21 protein-coding genes are annotated in these 24,905 nt (G+C 61.2%); 13 read left to right on the top strand and 8 right to left on the bottom strand.

The genetic code is table 11. The annotated features are described in order from the left end of the window. Nucleotides 1-49 precede the first annotated feature (49 nt). Together NRB16_RS21385 and NRB16_RS21380 are read right to left on the bottom strand one after the other, a co-directional pair. Nucleotides 50-763 carry a PolC-type DNA polymerase III gene (locus NRB16_RS21385; RefSeq protein WP_257106877.1) on the bottom strand — a complete coding sequence of 238 codons (714 nt, stop codon included), beginning with the start codon at nt 761-763 and terminating at the stop codon, nt 50-52. Further along, a complete protein-coding gene (locus NRB16_RS21380) occupies nt 760-2,694 on the bottom strand; it encodes a putative nucleotidyltransferase substrate binding domain-containing protein (protein ID WP_045484442.1) in 1,935 nt (644 codons plus the stop codon). The genes NRB16_RS21385 and NRB16_RS21380 overlap by 4 nt, the downstream gene beginning before the upstream one ends. A 161-nt stretch (nt 2,695-2,855) precedes the next feature. On the opposite strand from NRB16_RS21380, the gene NRB16_RS21375 reads away from it, so the two are divergent. After that, the gene (locus tag NRB16_RS21375) at nt 2,856-3,302 is read left to right on the top strand and encodes a response regulator (RefSeq protein WP_045484440.1); all 447 of its coding nucleotides are present in this window, start codon (nt 2,856-2,858) and stop codon (nt 3,300-3,302) included. A gap of 167 nt (nt 3,303-3,469) precedes the next feature. On the opposite strand, the gene NRB16_RS21370 is transcribed toward NRB16_RS21375, so the two are convergent. Continuing rightward, the gene (locus NRB16_RS21370) at nt 3,470-5,644 is read right to left on the bottom strand and encodes a malate synthase G (RefSeq protein ID WP_257106876.1); all 2,175 of its coding nucleotides are present in this window, start codon (nt 5,642-5,644) and stop codon (nt 3,470-3,472) included. Between the two features lie 240 nt (nt 5,645-5,884). Between NRB16_RS21370 and NRB16_RS21365 the strand changes: the two genes are divergently transcribed. Further along, on the top strand, nt 5,885-6,403 hold the full coding sequence (locus NRB16_RS21365; protein WP_045484436.1) for a glycine cleavage system protein R: 519 nt from the start codon (nt 5,885-5,887) through the stop codon (nt 6,401-6,403). A gap of 215 nt (nt 6,404-6,618) precedes the next feature. Here the strand turns inward: NRB16_RS21365 and rarD are convergent, their stop codons facing one another. The 5 genes from rarD to NRB16_RS21340 all read right to left on the bottom strand — a co-directional run bounded on the left by rarD (nt 6,619) and on the right by NRB16_RS21340 (nt 12,490). Then, nucleotides 6,619-7,506, bottom strand: coding sequence for an EamA family transporter RarD (gene rarD / locus NRB16_RS21360; protein WP_045484427.1), 888 nt, complete (start codon nt 7,504-7,506; stop codon nt 6,619-6,621). A 56-nt stretch (nt 7,507-7,562) separates the two neighbouring features. After that, on the bottom strand, nt 7,563-8,537 hold the full coding sequence (locus tag NRB16_RS21355) for a serine/threonine protein kinase (RefSeq protein ID WP_257106875.1): 975 nt from the start codon (nt 8,535-8,537) through the stop codon (nt 7,563-7,565). Between the two features lie 167 nt (nt 8,538-8,704). After that, nucleotides 8,705-10,606, bottom strand: coding sequence for a PhoX family phosphatase (locus NRB16_RS21350; RefSeq protein WP_257106879.1), 1,902 nt, complete (start codon nt 10,604-10,606; stop codon nt 8,705-8,707). An 82-nt stretch (nt 10,607-10,688) separates the two neighbouring features. Continuing rightward, on the bottom strand, nt 10,689-11,453 hold the full coding sequence (locus NRB16_RS21345) for a TOBE domain-containing protein (protein ID WP_257106874.1): 765 nt from the start codon (nt 11,451-11,453) through the stop codon (nt 10,689-10,691). Nucleotides 11,454-11,743: 290 nt separating this feature from the next. Beyond that, nucleotides 11,744-12,490, bottom strand: a complete 747-nt coding sequence (locus NRB16_RS21340) for a ComF family protein (protein WP_257106873.1) — start codon at nt 12,488-12,490, stop codon at nt 11,744-11,746. Between the two features lie 100 nt (nt 12,491-12,590). Here NRB16_RS21340 and bioB point away from each other — a divergent pair, with 100 nt between their 5' ends. From bioB to NRB16_RS21285, 11 genes are all read left to right on the top strand, one after another. Further along, on the top strand, nt 12,591-13,649 hold the full coding sequence (gene bioB, locus NRB16_RS21335) for a biotin synthase BioB (protein ID WP_257106872.1): 1,059 nt from the start codon (nt 12,591-12,593) through the stop codon (nt 13,647-13,649). A gap of 5 nt (nt 13,650-13,654) precedes the next feature. After that, complete coding sequence (gene bioF / locus NRB16_RS21330) at nt 13,655-14,845, top strand: 8-amino-7-oxononanoate synthase (protein ID WP_045484412.1); 1,191 nt, start codon at nt 13,655-13,657, stop codon at nt 14,843-14,845. After that, a complete protein-coding gene (locus NRB16_RS21325) occupies nt 14,838-15,569 on the top strand; it encodes an alpha/beta fold hydrolase (RefSeq protein ID WP_257106871.1) in 732 nt (243 codons plus the stop codon). Before bioF ends, NRB16_RS21325 begins: the two co-directional genes overlap by 8 nt. Continuing rightward, the gene (gene bioC, locus NRB16_RS21320) at nt 15,562-16,371 is read left to right on the top strand and encodes a malonyl-ACP O-methyltransferase BioC (RefSeq protein WP_257106870.1); all 810 of its coding nucleotides are present in this window, start codon (nt 15,562-15,564) and stop codon (nt 16,369-16,371) included. Before NRB16_RS21325 ends, bioC begins: the two co-directional genes overlap by 8 nt. Then, nucleotides 16,368-17,048: a dethiobiotin synthase gene (gene bioD / locus NRB16_RS21315; RefSeq protein WP_257106869.1), complete on the top strand. Its 681-nt coding sequence runs from the start codon at nt 16,368-16,370 to the stop codon at nt 17,046-17,048. Before bioC ends, bioD begins: the two co-directional genes overlap by 4 nt. Nucleotides 17,049-17,195: 147 nt before the next feature. Then, nucleotides 17,196-17,492, top strand: a complete 297-nt coding sequence (locus tag NRB16_RS21310) for a hypothetical protein (RefSeq protein ID WP_045484399.1) — start codon at nt 17,196-17,198, stop codon at nt 17,490-17,492. A gap of 240 nt (nt 17,493-17,732) precedes the next feature. Beyond that, the gene (locus tag NRB16_RS21305) at nt 17,733-18,392 is read left to right on the top strand and encodes a hypothetical protein (RefSeq protein ID WP_257106868.1); all 660 of its coding nucleotides are present in this window, start codon (nt 17,733-17,735) and stop codon (nt 18,390-18,392) included. 1 nt (nt 18,393) lies between these two features. Further along, the gene (locus NRB16_RS21300) at nt 18,394-18,924 is read left to right on the top strand and encodes a PIN domain-containing protein (protein ID WP_045484393.1); all 531 of its coding nucleotides are present in this window, start codon (nt 18,394-18,396) and stop codon (nt 18,922-18,924) included. 319 nt (nt 18,925-19,243) lie between these two features. After that, nucleotides 19,244-21,049 carry a phenylacyl-CoA dehydrogenase gene (locus NRB16_RS21295; protein ID WP_045484390.1) on the top strand — a complete coding sequence of 602 codons (1,806 nt, stop codon included), beginning with the start codon at nt 19,244-19,246 and terminating at the stop codon, nt 21,047-21,049. Nucleotides 21,050-21,307: 258 nt separating this feature from the next. After that, nucleotides 21,308-22,606, top strand: a complete 1,299-nt coding sequence (locus tag NRB16_RS21290) for a GGDEF domain-containing protein (protein ID WP_045484387.1) — start codon at nt 21,308-21,310, stop codon at nt 22,604-22,606. Between the two features lie 219 nt (nt 22,607-22,825). Further along, nucleotides 22,826-24,601 (top strand): acyl-CoA dehydrogenase C-terminal domain-containing protein, encoded by a 1,776-nt coding sequence (locus tag NRB16_RS21285; protein WP_045484384.1) that lies wholly within the window; start codon nt 22,826-22,828, stop codon nt 24,599-24,601. The last annotated feature ends 304 nt before the right edge of the window (nt 24,602-24,905 follow it).

The following is a 24,905-nucleotide window of genomic DNA, read 5'->3' as shown; positions in this document are numbered from 1 at the left end:
GCTAGGGGTTGTTGCCGTTTCAGCGGTTGTGATGAAACGGCAACAGCCCCTAAAAGGAATGCGCCTGCGTGCGCCTGCGCCACTGGCTCAGGCTTTGCTCCAGGCGGGCCGGGCTGTCGATGCCCTGGCGGCGGGCGTGGCTGAACAGGATCAGCGCCAGTTCTGCGGTGACCAAGGCATCGGCGCTGGCATGGTGACGCTCTTCGGCATGCAGGCCGAAGTGGCGGGTCCAGTCGTCCAGGCCGGCCTTGCGCAGGTTGGCCTGTTCGCAGAGCATCGGGGCAATCTCGGCAACGTCGAAAAAGGTATGCTGCAGGCGGTAGTCGAGGCTTTCCTTCAGGGCCCGGGCCAGCATGTGCTGGTCGAATGGCGCGTGGAACGCCAACACCGGGCTGTCGCCAACAAACTCCATGAAATCCAGCAGCGCTGCGACCGGTTCGCTGCCAGCGGCAATCGCGCTGGGCGCCAGGCCGTGGATCAGCACGGCGGGGCTGAGCTTGTGATCCACGCGTTGAATCGTGCATTCGAATAGCTGGCCCAGATCGATGGCGCCGTCCTCGATGACCACCGCCCCGATTGACAGCACCTGATCGCGGTTCATGTTCAGCCCGCTGGTTTCCAGGTCCAGCACCACCCAGCGCTGCTGGCGCAGCGGCCGCTCATCGAGCACTGCACCGCCCGGCAGTGCGGCCAGGCGCTGTTTCTGGTGTTCATCCAGAGGCGTTTTCTTGACGACGGGGCGTAGCCATTGGAACAGGTTCATAGTTGATAGCGCAGGCTCAGGCTCGATTGCAGGCGTTGAGCCTGACGGAAGGACTCACGCAGGATGCGCCGGTCCAGATGGTTGAGGGTGTCGGGATCGATGCGGTTGGAGTACGGCAGATTCTGCCGGCTCTGCAACTGATGCTGTTGCATGCGGGTCTGCTGGATGAAGTGGTAGGCCTCTTCGTAGGCAGCGCCATCGAGCGGGTCGATGACCTCACGCTCGACCAGTTGACGCAGGCGCTCCAGGGTATTGATGGCTTCAATATTGTTGACCAGCGCCAGCAAGCGGGCGCCGTCGACGAACGGTGTCAGGCCTTCGGTCTTGAGGTCCAGGGTGTCTTTGTCGCTGCCCTTGCGGGCCAGCACGAAGTCCTTGAAGCGCCCGACCGGCGGACGATGGCGCAGGGCGTTTTCGGCCAGCATGCGCTGGAACAGTCGGTTATCGGCGACCTGATCGAGAATGCTGCGGCGCAGGTACTCGCCGCCGCTTTCTTCGCCCCACACCACCCGCAGGTCGAAGTAGATACTCGACGCCAGCAGGTTTTCCGGGGTGGCTTCGCGGATGAACGCCGAGAAGCGCCGCGCCCATTCGCTGCGTGACAGGCACAGGTCGGGGTTGCCGGCCATGATGTTGCCTTTACAGAGGCTGAAACCGCACAGGGCCAGGCTCTGGTTGATACGTTCAGCGATCGGCAGCAGCAGGGCACGGATTTCAGCCGCCTGTTTGGCATCGCTGGCTTCAAACAGAATGCCGTTGTCCTGATCGGTGTGCAGGGTCTGCTCGCGACGGCCCTCACTGCCGAAGCACAACCAACTGAACGGTATGCCGGGGTCGCCTTTTTCTTCCAGGGTCAGTTCGATGACCCGACACACGGTGTGATCGTTGAGCAGGGTAATGATCTGGGTAATCTGCGTGGATGAAGCCCCGTGGGCCAGCATCCGCTCGACCAGTTGCACGATATCGCCACGCAGATGCACCAGCGCTTCGATACGCGGCGCGTTACGGATGGTGCGCGCCAGATGGACCAGGTCGACCCGTTGCAGCGAGAACAGGTCGCGCTCTGAAACCACCCCGCACAGTCGCCCGTCGCGCACCAGACAGACATGGGCAATATGCCGGCCGGTCATGGCAATGGCCGCATCGAAGGCGCTGGCATCCGGGCTCAGGTAAAACGGCGAGGGGCTCATGAACTGGCTGATGCCTTCGCTGAAGTCGGCATTTACGTCAGCCACCGCTTCACGTAGATCACGCAGGGTGAAGATGCCCAGCGGTGCCTGCCGTTCATCGACGATCACGATGCTGCCGACCTGTTGGTCATGCATCAGCTTCACCGCTTCGCGCATGGGCATGTCCGGGGCACACATGACCGGGTGACGCATGGCCAGTTCGCCCAGCCGGGTATTGAGCGAGTATTGAGTGCCGAGGGTTTCTGCGGCGCGTTGCTGGACTTGCTGATTGACCTGATCGAGCAGACTGCTGACGCCGCGCAAGGCGAAGTCGCGAAAGCAGGTCGACAATGAGAACAGCTTGATGAACGCCTGCTTGTTCAGTTGCAGACAAAAGGTGTCTTCGGCGGCCAGGTGTTCGGTACGGGTGGCGCGTTCGCCCAACAGCGCGGCGAGCGGGAAGCACTCGCCGCTGGTGATCTCGAAGGTGGTCTCGGTTCCACGCCGGGCCGAATGTGGGCGCTCACCGACCACCTGGCCTTGCTTGACGATATAAAAGTGCTCAACCGGGCCGTCGGCAGGCTTGATGATGCTTTCTCCAGCGCCATAAAAACGCAACTGGCACTGTTCGACCAGATACGCCAGGTGCGCGCTTTCCATCTGGTTGAACGGCGGGAACCGCTGCAGGAACTGCATGGTGCCGTGAATGTTCTGCAACACGGCGGTTTTTCCTGCTTCGGTGAAGGCATCTGCTTTACTCATGACGTGCACCGCTTTTTTTGTTATTCATGACCATGGTCGGTCGCTTGGCGTCCAGTGCCCATTGGACGTAAGTCTTAAGGACCAGACCCCGGCGCCTGCAAGGCGTCACAGGATCGTTACGAACGGCTGGCAGGATAAGCCCAGGCAATGATGAGATTTCCATGTCCGATCACGATATTCTCAGCGACGAAGAGCGCGACGCACTCAACGAAGTGATGTCTGCGCCTCAGTGTGATGTGCCGCAGCGTGTCCTGATCGTCGATGACGACACCGATGCGCGCGAAGTTCTGGCTGAGATTCTCAACCTCAATGACATCAGTTGCCTGACGGCGGCGGGCAGCAGCAGCGCTTTGCAACTATTGCAGAGCCGCGAATCGATCGGCCTGTTGATCACCGACCTGCGCATGGCGCCTTGCGACGGCCTGGAGCTGATCCGCAAAGTGCGCGACTCGGCACGTGCCGAACTGCCGATCATCATCGTCTCGGGCGATGCCAGCGTGCGCGACGCCATCGACGCCATGCACCTGAGCGTGGTCGATTTCCTGTTGAAACCGCTCAATACCAAGCAGTTGGTGAAGGTGGTGAAGCGGGAGTTGGGGATCGCTTGACCAGCAGGAGCGACCTTGGCCGCTCCCTCTTTGGTTGTGACTTGAAATACCGTGGGAACGAGCTTGCTCGTGAAGAGGCCAGTAACGCCGCAGCATCTGCTGTGGCTATCCCGGCCTCTTTGTCGCAATGCCGTCCAGACCAAGGTCGCTCCTACAGAGACCAGCGGTTACTTCTGGCTGGCCTTGAACTCCCGGCGCCGACGATGCAGCACCGGCTCGGTGTAGCCGTTAGGCTGTTTGGTGCCTTCAAGAACCAGCTCCAGCGCCGCCTGGAACGCAATGTTGCTGGCGAAGTCTGGCGCCAGCGGGCGGTACAGCGGGTCATTGGCGTTCTGCCGGTCCACGACAACGGCCATGCGCTCAAGGCTTTCCAGCACCTGCTCGCGGCTGACCACACCGTGGTGCAGCCAGTTGGCAATGTGCTGACTGGAAATACGCAGGGTGGCGCGGTCTTCCATCAGGCCCACGTCGTTGATATCCGGCACCTTGGAGCAGCCCACGCCCTGATCGATCCAGCGCACCACGTAACCGAGAATGCCCTGGGCGTTGTTGTCCAGTTCATTGCGCAGCTCATCGGCCGACCAGCCGGTGTCTTTGGCCAGGGGAATACTCAGGATGTCATCGACCGACGCTTGTTCGCGCTTGGCCAGCTCGCCCTGGCGGGCGAACACATCGACCTTGTGGTAGTGCAGGGCATGCAGTACCGCAGCGGTCGGTGAAGGTACCCAGGCAGTGTTGGCGCCGGCCAGCGGGTGGGCAATCTTTTGTTCGAGCATCGCCGCCATCAGATCAGGCATGGCCCACATGCCCTTGCCGATCTGGGCCCGGCCTGGCAGGCCGCAGCGCAGGCCGATATCGACGTTGGCGTTCTCATAGGCACCGATCCATTTCTCGGCCTTCATCTGCGCCTTGCGCACCATCGGGCCGGCTTCCATGGAGGTGTGGATTTCGTCGCCGGTGCGGTCGAGGAAGCCGGTGTTGATGAACACCACCCGCTCGCTGGCCGCCTGGATGCAGGCCTTGAGGTTCAGCGTGGTGCGTCGTTCTTCATCCATGATCCCGACTTTCAGGGTGTTGCGTGCCAGGCCCAGTACCTGCTCGATGCGGCCGAACAGCTCATTGGTGAACGCCGCCTCTTCGGGGCCGTGCATTTTCGGTTTGACGATGTACACCGAGCCGCTGCGGCTGTTGGCCCGTGTGGTGTCGCCTTTGAGGTTGTGGATGGCGATCAGGCTGGTGATCAGGCCGTCGAGAATGCCTTCCGGCACTTCGTTGCCGTGCTTGTCGAGGATCGCATCGATGGTCATCAGGTGACCGACGTTACGGATGAACAGCAACGAACGACCATGCAGGGTGATTTCGCCGCCGTCTGGCGTGCTGTAGACGCGGTCGGGGTTCATGGTGCGGGTGAAGCTTTCGCCGCCCTTGGTGACCGTTTCGGCCAGGTCGCCTTTCATCAGGCCCAGCCAGTTGCGATAGACCAGGGTCTTGTCGTCGGCGTCCACGGCGGCGATGGAGTCTTCGCAGTCCATGATGGTGGTCAGCGCCGCTTCCATCAGGATGTCTTTGACCCCGGCGGCGTCGGTCTGGCCGATCGGGCTGCTGGCGTCGATCTGCAGTTCCAGGTGCAGGCCGTTGTGCTTGAGCAGGATGGCAATCGGCGCGCTGGCCTCGCCCTGAAAACCGATCAGTTGGGTGGGCTCGCTGAGCAAGGTCTGGCTGCCGTCTTGCAGCGTCACCACCAGCTTGCCGTCGATCAGGCTGTAGGCGGTGGAATCGATATGGGAGCCATTGGCCAGTGGTGTGGCCTGATCCAGCAGCGCGCGGGCAAAGGCGATGACCTTTTCGCCGCGTACCTTGTTGTAGCCCTTGCCGCGTTCGGCGCCGCCGTCTTCGCTGATGGCGTCGGTGCCGTACAGCGCGTCATACAACGAACCCCAGCGGGCGTTGGCGGCGTTGAGCGCAAAGCGGGCGTTCATCACCGGCACCACCAGTTGCGGGCCGGCCATGCTGGCGATTTCCTCGTCGACGTTGCTGGTGCTGATTTGCACCGTTGCCGGCTCCGGCAGCAGGTAACCGATATCGCTCAGAAAGGCCTTGTAGGCGGCCGCGTCGTGCGCCTGGCCGGCCTGCTGCCGGTGCCAGGCGTCGATCCGGGCCTGCAGCTCGTCGCGCTTGACCAGCAGTGCGCGGTTTTTCGGTGCCAGCTCGTGAATCAGTGCATCCGCCCCACTCCAGAACGCCGCAGTATCGACGCCGGTTCCGGGGACTGCTTCGTTCTGCACGAAGTCGAACAGTACCTTGGCGACCTGCAGGTCGCCGACTTGAACGTATTCAGTCATTGCACTTGCCTCACTTTGCTCAGCGGTATTGCGCCCCTTTGACGAGCACATTGATGATGGGGGACGGTTTATGTAGTGCGCGCTGGCGAATACTACATGATCAATCGCCGGGTGAACATGCGACTAAATACGTCACCAAGCGACTGGATTTTTCTTTCTGGTCACGAATGCTCGCCCCCAAGGTCGAACTGCAAGGCTTGCCTATACTGGCTTGACCATCGCTTGAATGAGGACTCGCCTGTGGATCATCTGGTTATTACCGTGGTTGCCCCTGACCAACCGGGGCAGGTTGAACGCATCGCCCACTGCATCGCCGAGCACGGTGGCAACTGGCTGGAGAGCCGCATGTCACGGCTGGCCGGGCAGTTTGCCGGCATCCTGCGAGTCGGTGTGCCGCCTGAGCAGCACGACGAACTGATCACCGCCCTGCATCAACTGGCCGCCTACGACATCCGTGTGCTGCTGGCAGAAAGCATTGTGGAACCGGCTGGTAGCTGCAAACCGATCCAGATGTCGCTGGTCGGCAACGACCGGCCGGGAATCGTGCGCGACATTACCCGCCTGCTTGCCGGGCAAGGCGTCAACGTCGAAAAACTGGTGACTGACGTGCATACCGCACCGATGAGCGGCGAATGGCTATTTCGCGCCGACGCGGTATTGGGCGTGCCGCTGAGCCTGAGCCTGGATGAACTGCAGGCGAAGCTGGAGACCCTGGCGGATGATCTGATGGTGGAGCTGGTGTTGCGCGAGGAGGAGTGAGGCGGTTATTCAGCTTTTTCTTGCATGTGCCTGTGGATAACCTGGGGGTTCCCGGCGCCGGGCCTTGTGTGGCAAGGCTTGCCGAGCTTTGGTTAAAAAACCGGCAATTTCAAAGGCTTGTGCACAATTACATTGAGCGAGGCTGTGGATAAGGTTGGGGTAACCCTTTGCAGGCCTTGTGATTCAAGGTCTGCAAAGATTTGTTCGTTTTTTGATCAGCGGCGTTTGCGCAAGCTGAGCCAGGCATCGACGCTGTAGATCGCCAGCCCGGCCCAGATAAATGCGAAGGTTACCAATGTGCTGGTGGCCAGATGCTCGCCATACACCAGCACCGCCAGCAGCATGACCAGGGTCGGGCCGATGTATTGCAGAAAGCCTAGGGTGGCAAACGGCAGGTGGCGCGCGGCGGCGTTGAAGCACACCAGCGGCACCAGTGTCACGGGACCTGCGGCGGCCAGCCACCAGATCATCGAACTGTCGATGATCGGCGGTTGCAGGCTGCTGGCGTCGGGGTGCAGCAACAGCCAGCCCAGGGCCAGCGGTACCAGCATCCAGGTTTCCACCACCAGGCCGGGCAACGCCGCGACCGGGGCTTTCTTGCGGATCAGGCCGTAAAAGCCGAAGGTCAGTGCCAGGCTCAGGGAGATCCACGGCAAGCTGCCGACCTGCCAGACCTGTTGCGCGACACCGGTCGCGGCCAGGCCGACGGCCAGCCATTGCAGGCGACGCAGGCGCTCACCGAGCAGCAACAGCCCCAGCAGCACGTTGACCAGCGGGTTGATGTAGTAGCCCAGGCTGGCTTCAAGCATACGACCGTTGTTCACCGCCCAGACGTAGATCAGCCAGTTGCTGGCGATCAACGTGCCGCTGAAGGCCAGCACTGCCAGGCGTTGCGGGTTGTCGCGCAGCTCGCGGAACCAGCCGGGGTGTTTCCAGACCATCAACAGCAGCGAGCCGAACAGCGCCGACCACAGTGCCCGGTGAATGATGATTTCCAGGGCCGGAACCGACTGGACGATCTTGAAGTACAGCGGGAACAGACCCCAGATGGTATAGGCCGTCAGACCCAGAATGTAGCCGCGACGCAGGTTGGCAGTTTGCATGATGGTCCTTGGTGCTGCCCTGTTGTGAGGGAGAGCCTGGCGATAAAACAGTGACGTCAAAACAGCTTCAGCGGCTCTTCACGCAACGCCGAGAGCTGTTCGCGCAGGGCCAGAATGTGATCGCCCCAGTACCGTTCGCTGCCGAACCAGGGGAAGCTGCGTGGAAACGCCGGGTCGTCCCAGCGCCGCGCCAGCCAGGCGCTGTAATGCATCAGGCGCAGGGCGCGCAGTGGCTCGATCAGGGCCAACTGGCGCGGGTCGAAGTCATGAAACTCGCCGTAACCGTCGATCAGCTCCGAGAGTTGCCCCAGGCAGTCCTGGCGGTCGCCGGCCAGCATCATCCAGATGTCCTGCACCGCCGGGCCCATGCGGCAGTCATCCAGGTCGACGATATGAAAGATCTCGTCGCGGCACATCATGTTGCCGGGGTGGCAGTCGCCGTGCATGCGGATGTTGCTGTGGGGCGTTGCGGCGTAGGCGTCTTCGATGCGCTTGAGCAGGTCACGGGCGACGGACTCGTAAGCGGGCAGCAGGTCGCGGGGGATGCAATTGTTATGGAGCAGATAGTCCAGCGAGTCGCGGCCGAAGTTCTGCACAGCGAGGGTTTCGCGGTGTTCGAAATCACGCGCGGTGCCTACCGCATGCAAGCGGCCGAGCAACTGCCCCAGCCGGTACAGGTGATCAAGGTTGCCCGGCTCCGGGGCGCGGCCGCCACGGCGTGGAAACAGGGTAAAGCGAAAGTCGCCGTGCTTGAACAGGGTCTTGCCGTCATGCGTCAACGGTGCGACCACCGGAACCTCGACGGCTTCGAGTTCTGCAGTGAAGCGGTGTTCTTCGAGAATTGCCTCGTCGCTCCAGCGCCCTGGGCGGTAGAACTTGGCAATCAGCGGCTGCTGGTCTTCGATACCGACCTGATAGACGCGGTTCTCGTAACTGTTGAGGGCCAGTACCCGGGCGTCGCTGAGAAAACCGATGCTCTCGACTGCGTCGAGAACCAGATCAGGGGTGAGTGCTGCGAAAGGATGGGACATGCGGGCTCCTATGCGCAACGAACAGCTGCGTAGACCGCTGATGGTAACGCAGACAACGGCCCGGTAGGAGCGGCTTTAGCCGCGAAAGCTGCCGCCCGGGCAATACATCTTTCGCCTGGCGTGGGGCTATTCGCGGCTAAAGCCGCTCCTACACGTTGGGCGATGGCTCAGGCGCCGATTACACCGCCATCATCACGGGTGATGACCATCACCGAGGAGCGCGGTTTGCCGCCCGGCAGGTGCTCGGGGAAGGTCGAGCCACCATTTTCGCCAGGGTGCTGGATGCCCACGAACATGGTTTTGTAGTCCGGCGTGAAGCTGATGCCGGTCACTTCACAGCCGATCGGCCCGACCATGAAGCGGCGGATCTCGCCGCTGGCCGGGTCGGCGCAGAGCATCTGGTTATTGCCCATGCCGGCAAAATCACCTTTGTTGCTGCTGTCGCCGTCGGTCTGAATCCACAACCGGCCCGCCGCGTCGAAGCTCAGCCCGTCAGGGCTGTTGAACATGTTCTGCGGCGTGACATTGCTCGATCCGCCTTGCGGCGTGCCGGCATGGACCGTGGGGTTGCCAGCCACCACAAACAGGTCCCAGTCGAACGCCATCGCCGAGGCGTTATCGCCGTTTTCGCGCCAGCGCAGGATCTGCCCGTACTGGTTCTTGGCCCGCGGGTTTGGCCCGCCGACCGGCTGGCCGTCCTCGCCGCGCTTGGCGTTGTTGGTCAGGGTGCAATACACCTGGCCGTCCTTGGGGCTGACCACGATCCACTCCGGGCGGTCCATGCGGGTGGCTTTGACCACGCTGGCGGCCAGCCGCGCATGGATCAGGACCTCGGCCTGGCTGTTGAAACCGGCGGCGGCGTCCAGGCCGTTCTTGCCATGCGTCAGTTCGACCCAACGGCCTTTGCCTTTGGGATGGTCGGGGTTGTTGTCGCCGTCATCGAACTGCGCGACATACAAGGTGCCGTGGTCGAGCAGGGTGCGGTTGGCCTGCGGATCGTCGTGGTTGATCTTGTCGCGGCTGATGAATTTGTAGATGAACTCACCACGCTCGTCGTCGCCCATGTAGACCACGGCGCGGCCGCCTTTGGTCTGCGCCAGGGCGGCGTTCTCGTGCTTGAAGCGGCCCAGGGCTGTGCGTTTGACCGGTGTGGACTTGGGATCGAACGGGTCGATTTCCACCACCCAGCCGTGGCGATTGACCTCGTTGGGGTTCTTGGCCACGTCGAAACGCGGATCATGCTGATGCCAGTTGATGTCCTTGCTGGCGGCCACTACACCATAGCGTTTGAGGCCGGCATCGAACTTCTGCTGGGCATCGCTGCTGCCGAAGCAGTCGGTGAAGTTCTCTTCGCAGGTCAGGTAGGTGCCCCATGGAGTCTTGCCGTTGGCGCAGTTCTGGAAGGTGCCCAGCACGTGGCGACCGCTGGCGTCGGCGCTGGTTTTCAGCCAGTCGTGGCCGGCCGCCGGGCCACTGAGGGTGATCGGGCTGTTGCCGTGAATGCGTCGGTTATACGACGAGCCCTGAACGAACTGCCACTGGCCATTGCTACGTTTGATCTCGATGACCGAAACGCCCTCGCTGGCCAGCGCCTTGCGTACTTCTTCGGCGGACTCGGGGTTCTTGCCGTGCTCAAAGAGGTAGCGGTAGTTGGTGTATTCGTTGTTGATCGCCAACAGCGCGCGGTCAGGCTGGCCAGGCATCGGGAACAGGCTCATGCCGTCGTTGTTGTCGCCGAACTGCAGCTCCTGTGCTTCGGCTGTGCCCTTGCCACTGGGGTCGAAGGCCGGTCCGTCCTTGTGCAGCGGCTGGCCCCAACTGATCAGCACCGACGAGCGGTAGCCAGGCGGCAGGCTGATGCTGTCATCGACACTGGCCTTGATGCTGTCGAACCCCAGCAGTTTGCTGTTGGCTTCGCTGACCCCGATGGCCAAGGCGCTGCGGCTGAGCAGGTCGCCGCCGAGAAACAGCGCGGCACCGGCCAGGGTGCCTGCACCGATAAAACTGCGGCGGGTGAGGCCGACCATTTTTTCGAGGTCGGTAGACTGGTTTTCTTCTAATAATTTCATCATCACGGCTCCCACGAATGTGGCCGTAACATTAAGTATTCAGTATTACTAAATTATGTCGGCGGTATGACGCCCGGATGCTTCACACCACGGTGCCCAACAGCACTTGTGAGGGCAAAAACCGGGCCTGCACTGCGCTGCCTTGGGTCAACCCCAGTGCCGCAAGCCGCTGCGGCGCAGCCAGGGCACAGAGCGTCTGACCATTGGCCAGGGCGATCCGCACTTCGCTGGGACCGTCGGGCGCATCGAGAATGCTTTGCAACTGGCCCTGCAAACTGTTGTAGCCCGTTTCAGGCGTCTGCTCAGGGGCCAGCAGTTCGAGCCAGCCGGCCTTGATCAGGGCCATCACTTCGCTGCCGTTTTCCAGCGCCAGGCGCTGGGTGCTGTCATGGGTAATTTGCGCGTCGATGCATTCACCACCGGCCAGGGTCAGGCGCACAACATCATTGATGCCTTGCCGGGTAATGCTCTGGATGCTACCGAGCAACTGGTTGCGGGCGCTGGTGTGCAGGGTCAGACGGCTGAGCAATTGCAGGTCGCTGTCCTGTTCGGCGGCCTCCAGCACCTGAGCCTGCAGGGCTTGCAGGCGCTGATAAAGACGCAGGATACGTGCGCCTTCGACCGACAACCTGGCACCACCACCGCCGCGGCCGCCGACGCTGCGCTCGACCAGCGGTTTTTGCGCAAGATTGTTCAGCTCATCGATCGCATCCCAGGTGGCTTTGTAGCTCAGCCCGGCACTCTTGGCTGCGCGGGTGATCGAGCCTTGCTCGGCAATGTGCTGCAACAGCGCGAGGCGCTGCGGGCGACGCACCATGTATTGGCTCAGGGAAGACGATAGCGGCATGACCAGACGACCAGCAAAGCAGAGATTGCCAGAGTCTATGCCAAAACCTAGGGGCTGTTGCCGTTTCAGTACAGATTGCGTTGCAGCTCCAAATCGTGTCAGGCGAGGCGGAGGACGCAGGAAATGGTCACTCCCTTTTCAAGTCCTCCGACGAAGCATGACGCGATTTGGGGCGCAACCCGTAGGGCCGTGGCTGTTTTGTCGCCCCGTCTCCAACTGAATGAAGATTGTGCAAGCCGACAAAACAGACCTCGGCGCGGCTGTGATGAAACGGCAACAGCCCCTAGTGTTCAGTCCTCGGGCGCGGGTGTTCTGGCCAGGCAATACACATCCACCCGCCGCGCCCCGGCGCCGGTCAGCAGTTGCGCGAGGTTCTGGGCTGTGGTGCCGGTGGTCAGCACGTCATCGACCAGCGCCAGGTGCTTACCCTGTACCCAGTGACTGTCGGTCAGGCTGAAGGCACCTTGCAGATTCTGTTTGCGCGCTTTTGCACTCAGACCTTGTTGTGAGGGCGTATCGCGGGTGCGCAGCAATTGCCGCGCTTGCACGGGCAGTTGCAACTGTTCACCCAGCCAGTTGGCCAGCATCGCCGACTGATTGAAACCGCGCTGGCGCAAGCGCTGCCTGGCCAGGGGCACCGGCAGTAACGCATCGGGTCTTGGCAGGCCTTCGTCGAAGCGATGTTGCAGGTATTGGCCTTGTAACTCTGCCAACAGCTTGCCCAATGGCCACTGCTGGCGATGCTTGAAGCGGGTGATCAGCCGGTCGACGACAAACTCGTAGGTCCAGGCCGTGATGACCTGGCTGAACGCCGGTGGCCGTTGATCGCACTGCGCGCACCATTCGCCAGCCCCGTAGCCTGATCCTGTCAGCGGCAGCGCGCAACACAGGCAATGATCGCCCAGCCAGGGCAGCTCGGCTTCGCAAGCCACACAGATGGCCAGCGATGTATCGCTGGGCTCATCGCATAACAAACAGAATTGAGTGAAATTTAACCAGTTGTAAACCTGTGTTTCTTTGTGTGGTTGACACGGCATGGCCGTTCCCTAATCATTCCGGAAAATCTCGCCGGACAACCGTGTCGTGTCTGTGGTCTTTCGCCCGGGCGCAGAGTCCGTTCAATAAAAGGAGCCGCCGATGAGCGCCAGCACTACAGCTACCCTGCGTCACGACTGGACTTTAGCCGAGGTCAGGGCGCTGTTCGTACAGCCATTCAATGACTTGCTGTTTCAGGCGCAGACCGTGCACCGTGCGCACTTCGATGCCAATCGGGTTCAGGTCTCGACCCTGCTGTCGATCAAGACCGGCGCGTGCCCTGAAGACTGCAAGTACTGCCCGCAGTCCGGCCACTACAACACCGGCCTCGACAAGCAGAAGCTGCTTGAAGTGCAGAAGGTGCTTGAGGAAGCGGCACGGGCCAAGGCGATTGGCTCGACCCGTTTCTGTATGGGCGCGGCCTGGAAACATCCGTCAGCCAAAGACATGCCCTACGTGCTGGAAATGGTCAAAGGCGTAAAGGCCATGGGCCTGGAAACCTGCATGACGCTGGGCAAGCTCGACCGTGAACAGACTGAAGCCCTGGCCGATGCGGGCCTTGACTACTACAACCACAACCTCGACACCTCGCCGGAGTTCTACGGCAGCATCATCACCACCCGCACCTACAGCGAGCGCCTGCAGACCCTGGCCTATGTGCGCGACGCGGGCATGAAAATCTGTTCTGGTGGCATTCTGGGCATGGGCGAGTCGCTGGACGACCGGGCCGGGCTGCTGATCCAGTTGGCCAACCTGCCCGAGCATCCGGAGTCGGTGCCGATCAACATGCTGGTCAAGGTTGCCGGCACACCGCTGGAAAACGCTGAAGACGTCGATCCGTTCGACTTCATCCGCATGCTGGCCGTGGCGCGCATCCTGATGCCCAAATCTCACGTGCGCCTGTCGGCGGGCCGCGAAGCGATGAACGAGCAGATGCAGGCACTGGCGTTCTTTGCCGGCGCCAACTCGATCTTCTACGGCGAGAAACTGCTGACCACCGGCAACCCGCAGGCTGACCGCGACATGCAGTTGTTCGCCCGCCTGGGCATCAAGCCCGAAGAGCGTGAGGAGCATGCCGACGAAGTGCATCAGGCCGCCATCGAGCAGGCACTGGTGGAGCAAAAGAGCAGTTCGATGTTCTACAACGCCGTCTCGGCCTGACCGATATGGGCTTTGACCTAAGTGTCCGCCTGGCGGAGCGGCGCGCCGCGCAGTTGTATCGTCAGCGCCCGCTGCTGCAAAGCCCGCAAGGGCCGCTGGCGGTGGTTGACGGCCAGGCGCTGCTGACCTTTTGCAACAATGACTACCTCGGGTTGGCCAGCCATCCAGAGGTGGTCGCTGCCTGGCAGGCCGGTGCCGAGCGCTGGGGCGTCGGCGGCGGGGCTTCGCATCTGGTGATCGGTCACAGCAGCCCGCATCACGAGCTGGAAGAGGCTCTGGCCGAGTTCACCGGGCGCCCGCGCGCCTTGCTGTTCTCCAATGGCTACATGGCCAATCTGGGGACGGTCACCGCCTTGGTGGGGCAGGGCGACAGTGTGCTGGAAGACCGCCTTAATCATGCGTCCTTGCTCGATGCCGGGCTGCTCAGCGGTGCGCGGTTCAGCCGTTACTTGCACAACGACGCACAAAGTCTCGCGGCGCGTCTGGACAAGGCCGTGGGTGACCGCCTGGTGGTCAGCGACGGGGTGTTCAGCATGGACGGCGACATTGCCGACCTGCCGGCCCTGGCGCGTACCGCTAAAGCTCGCGGCGCCTGGCTGATGGTTGACGATGCCCATGGCTTTGGCCCGCTGGGGGCCAATGGCGGAGGCTGTGTCGAGCACTTTGGTCTGGGGATCGACGATGTACCGGTGCTGATCGGTACGCTGGGCAAGGCGTTTGGCACCAGTGGGGCGTTTGTTGCGGGCAGTGAAGAGCTGATCGAGACGCTGATTCAGTTTGCCCGGCCATACATCTACACCACCAGTCAGCCGCCGGCGCTGGCCTGTGCCACGCTCAAGAGCCTGCAACTGCTGCGCAGTGAACACTGGCGGCGCGAGCACCTCAATGCCCTGATCGCGCAGTTCCGTCAGGGTGCCGAGCAAATCGGCCTGACCCTGATGGACAGTTTTACACCGATCCAGCCGATTGTGATTGGCGATGCCGGACGGGCCTTGCGCCTGTCGCAGATGTTGCGCGAGCGGGGCCTGCTGGTGACTGCGATCCGCCCGCCCACCGTGCCGGCCGGCAGTGCCCGTTTGCGGGTCACTCTGAGCGCAGCCCACACATCCGAGCAGGTGCAGCTATTGTTGCAAGCACTGGCGCAGTGCTGGCCACTGCTGGGTGTGGATGAAACGATGGAGCAGGCTCATGCGTGATCGTCTGGTGTTGTTGCCCGGTTGGGGCTTGGGTGTCTCGCCGCTGGAGCCGCTGGCTGCCGCCTTGCGCGGCCTGGATGAGCACCTGAAAGTCGAGGTCGAGCCGTTGCCGCAAACGGGCAACGCGGATTTATCGGCGTGGCTCGATGAACTGGACGATGGCCTGCCTGACGATGTGTGGCTGGGCGGCTGGTCGCTGGGCGGCATGCTCGCCGCCGAGCTGGCGGCGCGGCGTGGCGAGCGTTGTTGCGGTTTGCTGACCCTGGCCAGCAACGCCTGCTTTGTGCCGCACGGCGCCTGGCCGCATGCGATGACGCCGGCTGACTTTGCGGCGTTTCTCCGCGGTTGTGAACACGACCCCGACGTGACCCTGCGCCGCTTCAGCCTGTTGTGCAGCCAGGGCAGCGCCGACCCGCGCGGCCTGTCGCGGCAGCTCAAGGCCGCGGCGCCCAATGCCTCGAAGCAAGCGTTGCTCGATGGCCTCAGGCTGCTGGAGCGGCTCGATACCCGTGAAGCGTTGCAGAGCTATCGTGGCCCGCAATTGCACCTGTTTGCCGGTAACGATGCGTTTGTGCCCGCTGAAGCGGCAAGCGATCTATTGGCCTTGTTGCCAGATGTGGAGGTTGGCGTGATTGAACAGGCCAGCCATGCATTTATTCTGGAAAACCCCCATGGAGTGGCGGCGGCAATCCGGGCCTTTTTACATGAGTCCGATGATGACTGATCTTTGTGCCGTGCGTGGGCTCGGCCTGCCAGACAAACAACAGGTCGCCGCATCATTCTCCAAAGCGGCGGGCAGTTACGACAGTGTGGCCGACTTGCAACGAGCGGTCGGGCAACACCTGTTGAGGGGGATCCCTCAGGCACTGACGCCTGCGCAGTGGCTGGACCTGGGCTGCGGCACCGGGTACTTCAGCCGCGCATTGGCGCAGTGCTTCCCGGCTGCGCAGGGCATGGCGCTGGATATTGCCCAAGGCATGCTGCGCCACGCACAGCCCCAGGGCGGCGCTGCACATTTTGTCGCCGGCGATGCGGAAAATCTGCCGTTGCACGGTGGCCGTTTCGATTTGCTGTTCTCCAGCCTGGCCGTACAGTGGTGCGGCAACTTCGCTGCGGTATTGAGCGAGGCGCGGCGGGTATTGCGGCCCGGTGGGGTGTTTGCATTCTCCAGCCTGTGCGTCGGCACTCTGCATGAGCTGCGCAGCAGTTGGCAGCAAGTGGACGGTCAGGTGCACGTCAATCGCTTTCGTGAGCAGCACGACTACCAGCGCTTGTGTGACGCCAGCGGCTTGCGTATTCGCAGCCTGGAAGTGCTGCCCCATGTGCTGCACTACCCGGATGTACGCAGCCTGACCCATGAGTTGAAAGCGCTGGGTGCCCACAACCTCAATCCGGGCCGGCCGACCGGGCTGACCGGGCGGCAACGGATGCAAGGTTTGCTGCAGGCCTACGAAGCGTTTCGCCAGCCACAGGGGCTACCGGCCACCTATCAGGTGCTTTACGCGGTTCTGGAAAACCAGCCATGAGTTCAGCTTTTTTCATTGCTGGCACCGACACCGATGTCGGCAAGACCACCGTGGCGGCCGGCTTGCTGCGTGCGGCGCGGCACGTCGGGTTGAGTACCGTGGCCGGCAAGCCGGTGGCGTCCGGTTGCACGCGCACCGCCGATGGCCTGCGCAACAGCGATGCCTTGGCGTTGCTTGGCGAATGCTCGCTGCCGCTGGACTACGCCGAGGTCAACCCATTGGCCCTGGAACCGGCCATCGCCCCGCATCTGGCCGCGAGGGAAGCAGGGGTGCAGCTTGAGCTGGCCAGTCTATTGCCTGCCATGCAACGCTTGCTCGCGCGCCAAGCCGACTTCACCTTGATCGAAGGCGCTGGCGGCTGGCGGGTGCCGCTCAATGACCGCGAATATTTGTCCGATCTGGCGATGGCCTTGAAGCTGCCGGTGATTCTGGTGGTGGGCGTGCGCCTGGGCTGCATCAACCATGCGGTGCTAAGCGCCGAAGCGATCCTGCGCGACGGCCTGCCATTGGCCGGTTGGGTGGCAAACATTGTCGATCCGGGCACCTCGCGTCTGCATGAAAATCTGCAGACCTTGAGCGAACAATTACCGGCGCCCTGTCTCGGCCAGGTGCCGCGTCTGGAGCAGGCGAACAGCGAAAATGTTGCCAGATATTTACACCTGGATCGCCTTGGGTAAAGCATCTGCCTGATCTAGAAGGACTTTTGCTTTTGCTCAAGATTGAGCCTATTGCCAGGCGTTGTGCCATTAGTCTTTTTATCGGGCCTTTTGCCTTTATTGCTGGTTCAATAGGCTTGTTTGTAACTCTGAGCTGAGGATTGGCTTATGCAAATCTCCTTGAGCAACACGTTTTATCCAGGCTTGACCGCTATTCAGGTCGGGCAGGATCGTGTCGATCAGGCGGCCACCCAGATCGCCAGTAGCGGTATCGAAGTCTCCGGCCGCAGCCAGTCTTCGGATTTCCAGCTGGAAAACCTGCGCTCCGTCGACCGTAGCCAGCGTTCCGATCTGCCCGCCAACATTGTCGAACTCGCGGCCGGCAAAGCGCAGGCTGAAGCGGGCGCTGCTGCGCAGCGCGCAAGCAATGAAGCGCTGGGCACCCTGATCGACACCTACGCCTGACCCTGGGGCCTGATTTTCAGGCCAGCCCCATCGAGAGGGTGAATATGAAACGCCGTGCCTTTGTGCACGGCGTTTTCGTTATGTGCGCCACAATGCCCATAACGCTTGGATACAACTTGTCAGATGATGTCTTGTTTCCGGGCTGGGAGTGTCGTAGGCGCGGGTAATGGTTTCTCCTATACTCGATCCATGCAAACGATAACCCTGCACCTCGACGGTACCTCTCCTGAGCAGCTTTCAATGACCCGGCTGGCTGAGTACCTGCGCGAGCTCTCTACGCTGCTGGGGTATCGGGAGAGCGTTCATTTTGAGGGTGTCAGCCAAGGCTCAGCGTGCCTGAATGCCCTCGTTGAGGACGACAAGTATCAGGCTGTAGTGCACCAGGCGTGCCTTGCCGCCGCAGGCGAAGGCGCCAGGCGTGCCCAAAAGGCCTATCAGCAACTTGCCTCGCTCATGGAAGAAGATCGTGTGGACGGCACGCTTCTCAATGGCACTGCCCAAGTGTTGGAATTCCCAAAGGCCAAAACTGCCGCTCCTCCAGTGGTGATTCGCAAAAAAGGCAGCGTTCAAGGCAGGCTCTATTTCGTTGGCGGCAAAGATGAAACCATTCTGGTGCGTCTTGAAGGCGCTACTGGCGAGTCACTGCTGTGCGAGGTAGGCACCGCGTTGGCTGAGCAGTTGGGCAGCCTGCTGTTCAAGCCTGTCCGGCTGCATGGTGAAGGTGTGTGGGAAAGCCGGCCAAACGGGGGCTGGCGCCTCAAGAAGCTGCAAGCTCACTCTTTCGACCGTTTAGAGAACGGCACACTCAAATCAGGTATCAAGAAATTGAGGGCGTTGAGCGCTGGCGGTGTGAGCGAGATGGATGATGCTCATGCGTTGATTCTGGAATTGAGGGGGTAAGGTGAGGGTCGTTTTAGACACGAATGTTCTCCTGCAGGTGATAGGAAACGTCAAACCCGGTTCGATTCTTTACGATCCTCGCAATAGCATGCCCATCGAGCGGGCAATTGACCGTGCCGAAGCACTTGTCGAAAAAATCGACGCAGCCCGCGGCAGTGTGCTCATTCCTGCTCCGGTGCTGGCTGAGGTATTGATCGGTTTTTCACCTGGGCAGAGCGCAAAACTGGTCGAAAGCATCCGGCAGTTATCCTGCTTTGAAATGGTCAGTTTCGATGAGATTGCAGCCATTGAATGCGCCGGGATGATTACGACACAAGAGCTTAAGGTGGCACTCGCTGATCCTTCGGTAACCAAAGCCAAATTCCGGTTTGATCGGCAGATTCTGGCCATTGCATTGGCCAACAATGCCAATGAAATCTGGACACACGACAAACAATTGTTCGAAAAAGCGGAGAGTCTCGGCATGGCCGTGCGCAGCCTTGGGGACATCGAGCCTGACCCTGAGCAGTTGGAGGTCGATTTCCAGCTCTGAGCATTTCTTCGGCCGTAAAGCCGCTTTCTGGCTGCTCCGGCCTTTGTCCGGTTCGCCCTGTGTATCGTCCCCGCAACCTCTACTCGCTCAACTAGACTTGAATGCATGTTGCCAGCATCGCTGCGGGCCTTGTCGTGCGTGGTCGATCGTGACGTTAGACCGATGGTGAGTGGCACGCTATTGACAAGGTGCGGGTGTAAACGTAAGTTTCAAACAACTGTTTGATCGGTGGGCGGCCGCGATCATCAGCTGGACAACAATGTTTCCAGCATGACCGGCCAGTCATTCATTCCGGGATTCACCAGCAGAGGTTTTCGCTATGCCAGATTACAAAGCCCCCTTGCGTGATATTCGTTTCGTACGTGATGAACTGCTGGGTTATGCGGCGCACTATCAGAGCCTGCCTGGCTGCGAGGACGCCACGCCCGATACGGTCGACGCCATCCTTGAAGAAGGCGCCAAGTTCTGTGAGCAGGTGCTGGCACCGCTGAATCGGGTCGGTGACACCGAAGGCTGTACCTGGAGCGAGTCTGGCGTGAAAACGCCAACCGGTTTCAAACAGGCTTATCAGCAATTCGTCGAAGGCGGCTGGCCGAGCCTGGCCCATGATGTCGAGCATGGCGGCCAGGGCCTGCCGGAGTCTCTGGGTCTGGCGGTCAGCGAGCTGGTGGGGGAAGCCAACTGGTCGTGGGGCATGTACCCCGGTTTGTCGCATGGCGCGATGAATACCCTGTCGGCCCACGGTACGGCTGAACAGCAGCACACCTACCTGACCAAGCTGGTCTCCGGTGAATGGACCGGCACCATGTGCCTGACCGAACCGCACTGCGGCACCGACCTGGGCATGCTGCGCACCAAGGCCGAGCCCCAGGCCGACGGCAGCTACAAGGTCAGCGGCACCAAGATTTTCATTTCGGCCGGTGAACACGACATGGCCGACAACATCGTGCACATCGTGCTGGCCCGCCTGCCGGATGCACCGGCTGGCACCAAAGGCATTTCGCTGTTCATCGTGCCCAAATTCCTGCCTGACGCCCAAGGTGCCATCGGCGCGCGCAATGCCGTCACCTGTGGCTCGCTGGAGCACAAGATGGGCATTCACGGCAACGCCACCTGCGTGATGAACTTCGACGGTGCGACAGGTTTCCTGATCGGCCCGGCGAACAAGGGCCTGAACTGCATGTTCACCTTCATGAACACCGCGCGCCTGGGCACTGCACTGCAGGGCCTGGCGCACGCCGAGGTGGCGTTCCAGGGTGGCCTGAAATACGCCCGCGAGCGTCTGCAGATGCGTTCGCTGACCGGTCCCAAGGCACCAGATAAAGCCGCCGACCCGATTATCGTGCACCCTGATGTACGGCGCATGCTGCTGACCATCAAGGCGTTCGCCGAAGGCAACCGGGCGATGGTGTACTTCACCGCCAAGCTGGTGGACATCGTCAAGTACAGCCAGGACGAGGAGCAACGCAAGTCGGCCGACGCGCTGTTGGCGTTCATGACCCCGATTGCCAAGGCATTCATGACCGAGGTGGGCTTCGAGGCTGCCAACCATGGCGTGCAGATCTATGGCGGTCACGGCTTCATCGCCGAGTGGGGCATGGAGCAGAACGTGCGCGACAGCCGCATTTCGATGCTCTATGAAGGCACCACCGGCATCCAGGCCCTCGACCTGCTCGGTCGCAAGGTACTGATGACCCAGGGCGAGGCGCTCAAGGGCTTCACCAAGATCGTCCACAAGTTCTGCCAGGCCAACGAAGGCAACGAAGCCCTGTCGGCGTACATCGCCCCGCTGGCGGCGTTGAACAAGGAGTGGGGCGAGTTGACCATGAAGGTCGGCATGGCCGCCATGAAAGACCGCGAAGAAGTCGGCGCCGCTTCGGTGGATTACCTGATGTTCTCCGGTTACGTCTGCCTGGCTTACTTCTGGGCCGACATGGCCCGCCTGGCCGCGGAGAAGATTGCCGAGGGTACGGGCGACGAGGCGTTCTACAAAGCCAAACTGCAGACTGCGCGCTTCTATTACCAGCGTATCCTGCCCCGCACCCGCAGCCATGCCGCAGCGATCCTGTCTGGCGCTGCCAACCTGATGGAAATCAGTGAAGAGGACTTCGGTCTGGCTTACTGAGTCCGGATTCGGCTCCGCCCAGCAATACCGGAAACGCCCCCGTTCACACGAGCGGGGGCGTTTTATTTTTTCTGGGCAGATGTCCGGGTAACAACCGCTGTTAGATAACCTTCATATATCCCTGATAAACCTTTTGAGTTTCCTGCCGTTACAGCACTTAGTTAACTAATTGGTTCGGTTGTATGCATTGCTTGCCGAATGTGGGCACAATGACATCATGCTGAGCGATTGCTCGATGCCGAGTAGGAGACATCCCCCTTGTTGCATCCATCTGCTGCACGACTGAGTCACTTCCTGCCCGCCGGCAGCCTGTTCCTGGCTGGGCTGGCAGCGGCCTATGTCAAAGACCTGAGTGTGTTCTTCACCTCACTGTTCAACGTCCTGCCGACCCTGGTGCTGCTGCTGGGCGGTGCCTATTGCGCGGTCTACCGGCGTCAGCGCGAGTTGTCGTTGATGGTGACGGTGTACATTGCCTATTTTCTGCTCGACACCCAGACGGACTTCTACCGTGACAACGGCAGGGTCCGCGAAGATGCGGCGGTGATTTTCCACCTGACCTGCCTGCTACTGCCGGTGATGTATGCGCTGTACGCGGCCTGGGAGGAGCGCACTCACCTGTTTCAGGACATCGTGGCCCGTCTGGCGGTGCTGCTGGTGGTCGGCAGCGTTGCCCTGGGCATGGAGCAGAGCTATCCGAATGAAGTGCAGAACTGGCTGGCGGACATTCGCTGGCCGGCCTTGCACGGCTCGTGGATGAGCCTGATCCAGCTGTCGTACCTGATGTTTATCATCGGCTTCGGCGTGTTGATCTGGCAGTATCTGAGCAAACCCAGGCCGCTGCATGCCGCGCAACTGGTCGGTTTGCTGGCGCTGTTCTGGGCACTGCCCAAGACCTTCATCCTGCCGTTCACGCTCAATATCATGTGCAGCCAGGTGATGCTGATGATTGCGGCAGGCGTGGCCCATGAGGCGTATCAGATGGCGTTCCGCGACGAGCTGACCGGCTTGCCGGGGCGACGCGCGCTCAATGAGCGGATGCAGCGCCTGGGACGCAACTATGTGCTGGCCATGAGCGACGTGGACCACTTCAAGAAATTCAACGACACCCACGGCCATGATGTGGGCGATCAGGTGCTGCGTCTGGTGGCCAGCAAACTGTCGAAAATCACCAATGGCGGCGGCAAGGCTTACCGCTATGGTGGTGAAGAATTTGCCATTGTGTTTGCCGGCAAGGCGCTGGAAGAGTGCCTGCCGCACCTTGAGGTGATTCGCGAGACCATTGCCCACTACGAGATCCAGTTGCGCAACAAGGAGAACCGGCCGCAGGACGATCAACAGGGGCGGCAGCGGCGCGGTGCTGCGTCGGCCAGCAGCGTGTCGGTCACCGTCAGTATCGGGGTGGCCGAGCGCCAGCCTGAACACCGCACACCTGAAGAAGTACTCAAGGCCGCCGACCAGGCGCTGTATGCCGCCAAGGGCGCCGGACGCAACTGTGTGATTGCGCATGGGCAGACTGCCAAACGCGGAGCGGTGCGCAGCCCTGACCCCGTTGGCTGAACAGCAGCAAAGACAAGTGGACACGGGCCGTGATGGGCGGCGCCGTGTTTTTTTTCGGCCTGCCATTTTACGTGACTGATAAATACCTTGTGGTCACAAACGGACCCTATGTGTCGTAATGGTTGTTCGGCTAAACTCGGGCTTCGAACGCCTTGACCGGTCTGTGGCAGGTCCGGTTTCCAGGCTCAGATCTTTTGCTTCCCGTTTGCGAGGTGTGCCATGGCTGACTACAAAGCGCCGCTGCGTGATATGCGCTTCGTCCTCAATGAGGTCTTTGAGGTTTCCCGACTCTGGGCCAGTTTGCCGGCATTGGCCGACACTGTGGACACCGAAACCGTCGAGGCGATTCTTGAAGAAGCCGGCAAGGTTACCAGCCGCAGCATTGCGCCCCTGAGCCGTAACGGCGACGAAGAGGGCTGCCGCTGGAACGACACCGTGGTCAGTACGCCAACCGGCTTTGTCGATGCCTACCGCACCTATGCCGAGGGCGGCTGGGTGGGCGTGGGTGGCAACCCCGAGTTTGGTGGCATGGGCATGCCCAAGGTGGTGTCGGCGCAGGTCGAAGAAATGCTCAACTCCGCGAGCCTGGCGTTCGGTCTGTACCCGATGCTGACCTCAGGCGCGTGTGTCTCGCTCAATACCCATGCCAGTGAGGCGCTCAAGGCGCAGTACCTGCCCAACATGTACGCCGGTGTCTGGTGTGGCTCGATGTGCCTGACCGAAGCCCACGCCGGGACTGACCTGGGAATCATCCGCACCCGCGCCGAGCCGCAGCCCGACGCCAGCTATCTGATCAGCGGCAGCAAGATTTTCATTACCGGCGGTGAGCACGACCTGACCGAGAACATCATCCATCTGGTCCTGGCCAGGCTGCCCGATGCGCCAGCCGGCCCCAAGGGCATTTCACTGTTTCTGGTGCCCAAGTTTCTGGTCAATGACGACGGCAGCCTGGGGGCGCGCAACCCGGTCAGTTGCGGTTCCATCGAACACAAGATGGGTATCCAGGCTTCTGCCACCTGTGTGATGAATTTCGACCAGGCCCGTGGCTGGCTGGTGGGTGAGCCGCACAAGGGCCTGGCGGCGATGTTCACCATGATGAACTACGAGCGTCTGGGGGTCGGCATCCAGGGCTTGGCATCCGGCGAGCGCTCCTACCAGAACGCCATCGAATATGCCCGTGACCGTCTGCAAAGCCGTGCGCCGACGGGCGCGCAGAACCGCGACAAGGTCGCCGACCCGATCATCGTGCACCCCGACGTGCGGCGCATGCTGCTGACCATGAAAGCCCTCAACGAGGGTGGGCGGGCATTTTCCACTTATGTGGCCGTACAACTGGACATCGCCAAATACAGTGAAGAGCCGCAGCAGCGTGAGCGCGCCGAACAACTGGTGGCGTTGCTGACCCCGGTGGCCAAGGCCTTTCTCACCGATGTCGGTCTGGAAACCACTGTTCACGGCCAGCAAGTGTTCGGCGGCCACGGTTACATTCGCGAGTGGGGCCAGGAGCAACTGGTGCGTGATGTGCGCATCACCCAGATCTACGAAGGCACCAACGGCATCCAGGCGCTGGACCTGGTGGGGCGCAAGATCGTCGGTTCTGACGGTGCCTGGTACCGGGTGTTTTCCGAGGAGGTTCGGCAGTTCATCGACAGCGGCGAAGCGCCTGCGGAATTCGTCAAGCCGCTGGCAAATGCCTTGCAGACCCTCGACGACCTGACTCAATGGATACTTGACCGCGCGCGCAGCAACCCGAATGAAATCGGCGCTGCGTCAGTGGAGTATCTGCATCTGTTCGGCTACACCGCCTATGCCTGGCTGTGGGCGCGCATGGCTCTGGTCGCACAAGCCAAAGAAGCTGAAGATTCGTTCTATGCCGGCAAGCTGGCGACTGCGCGTTTCTATTTTGCTCGCTTGTTGCCGCGTATTCATTCACTCGCCGCTGCGGTACGCGCAGGCAGTGAATCGCTGTACCTGCTGGACGCCGAGCAATTCTGATAATGATTCTCATTGGTGTAAGCCATGGCTTACACAACGTGGCGGCAAATCGCCTCTTTCGATAAAAAGGATCCAAAGTTAAATTAGCCACATGGACGTTGCGCAGGATGCGCACTAGATAACAGGGACACGTAAGGGATACCTGCCAGGATGGCGGGAAGAAAGGGAAGTCAGGGAAACAGTCTGGAAAACCCCGCTGCGGCGGGGTTTTCTTTGTGCACGTGTTTTTGTTCCGGGTCGGGTGATGGCGGTCTGCCAGAAGCTACGGAACCACTGACAGCGGCCAAGGGTCGATTGAATACAG

The sequence above is a fragment of the Pseudomonas sp. LJDD11 genome, assembly GCF_024584215.1.
GTDB lineage: Bacteria > Pseudomonadota > Gammaproteobacteria > Pseudomonadales > Pseudomonadaceae > Aquipseudomonas.
Note: the sequence above shows the minus strand (reverse complement) of the source record. Positions and strands in the feature narration are given on the sequence as shown.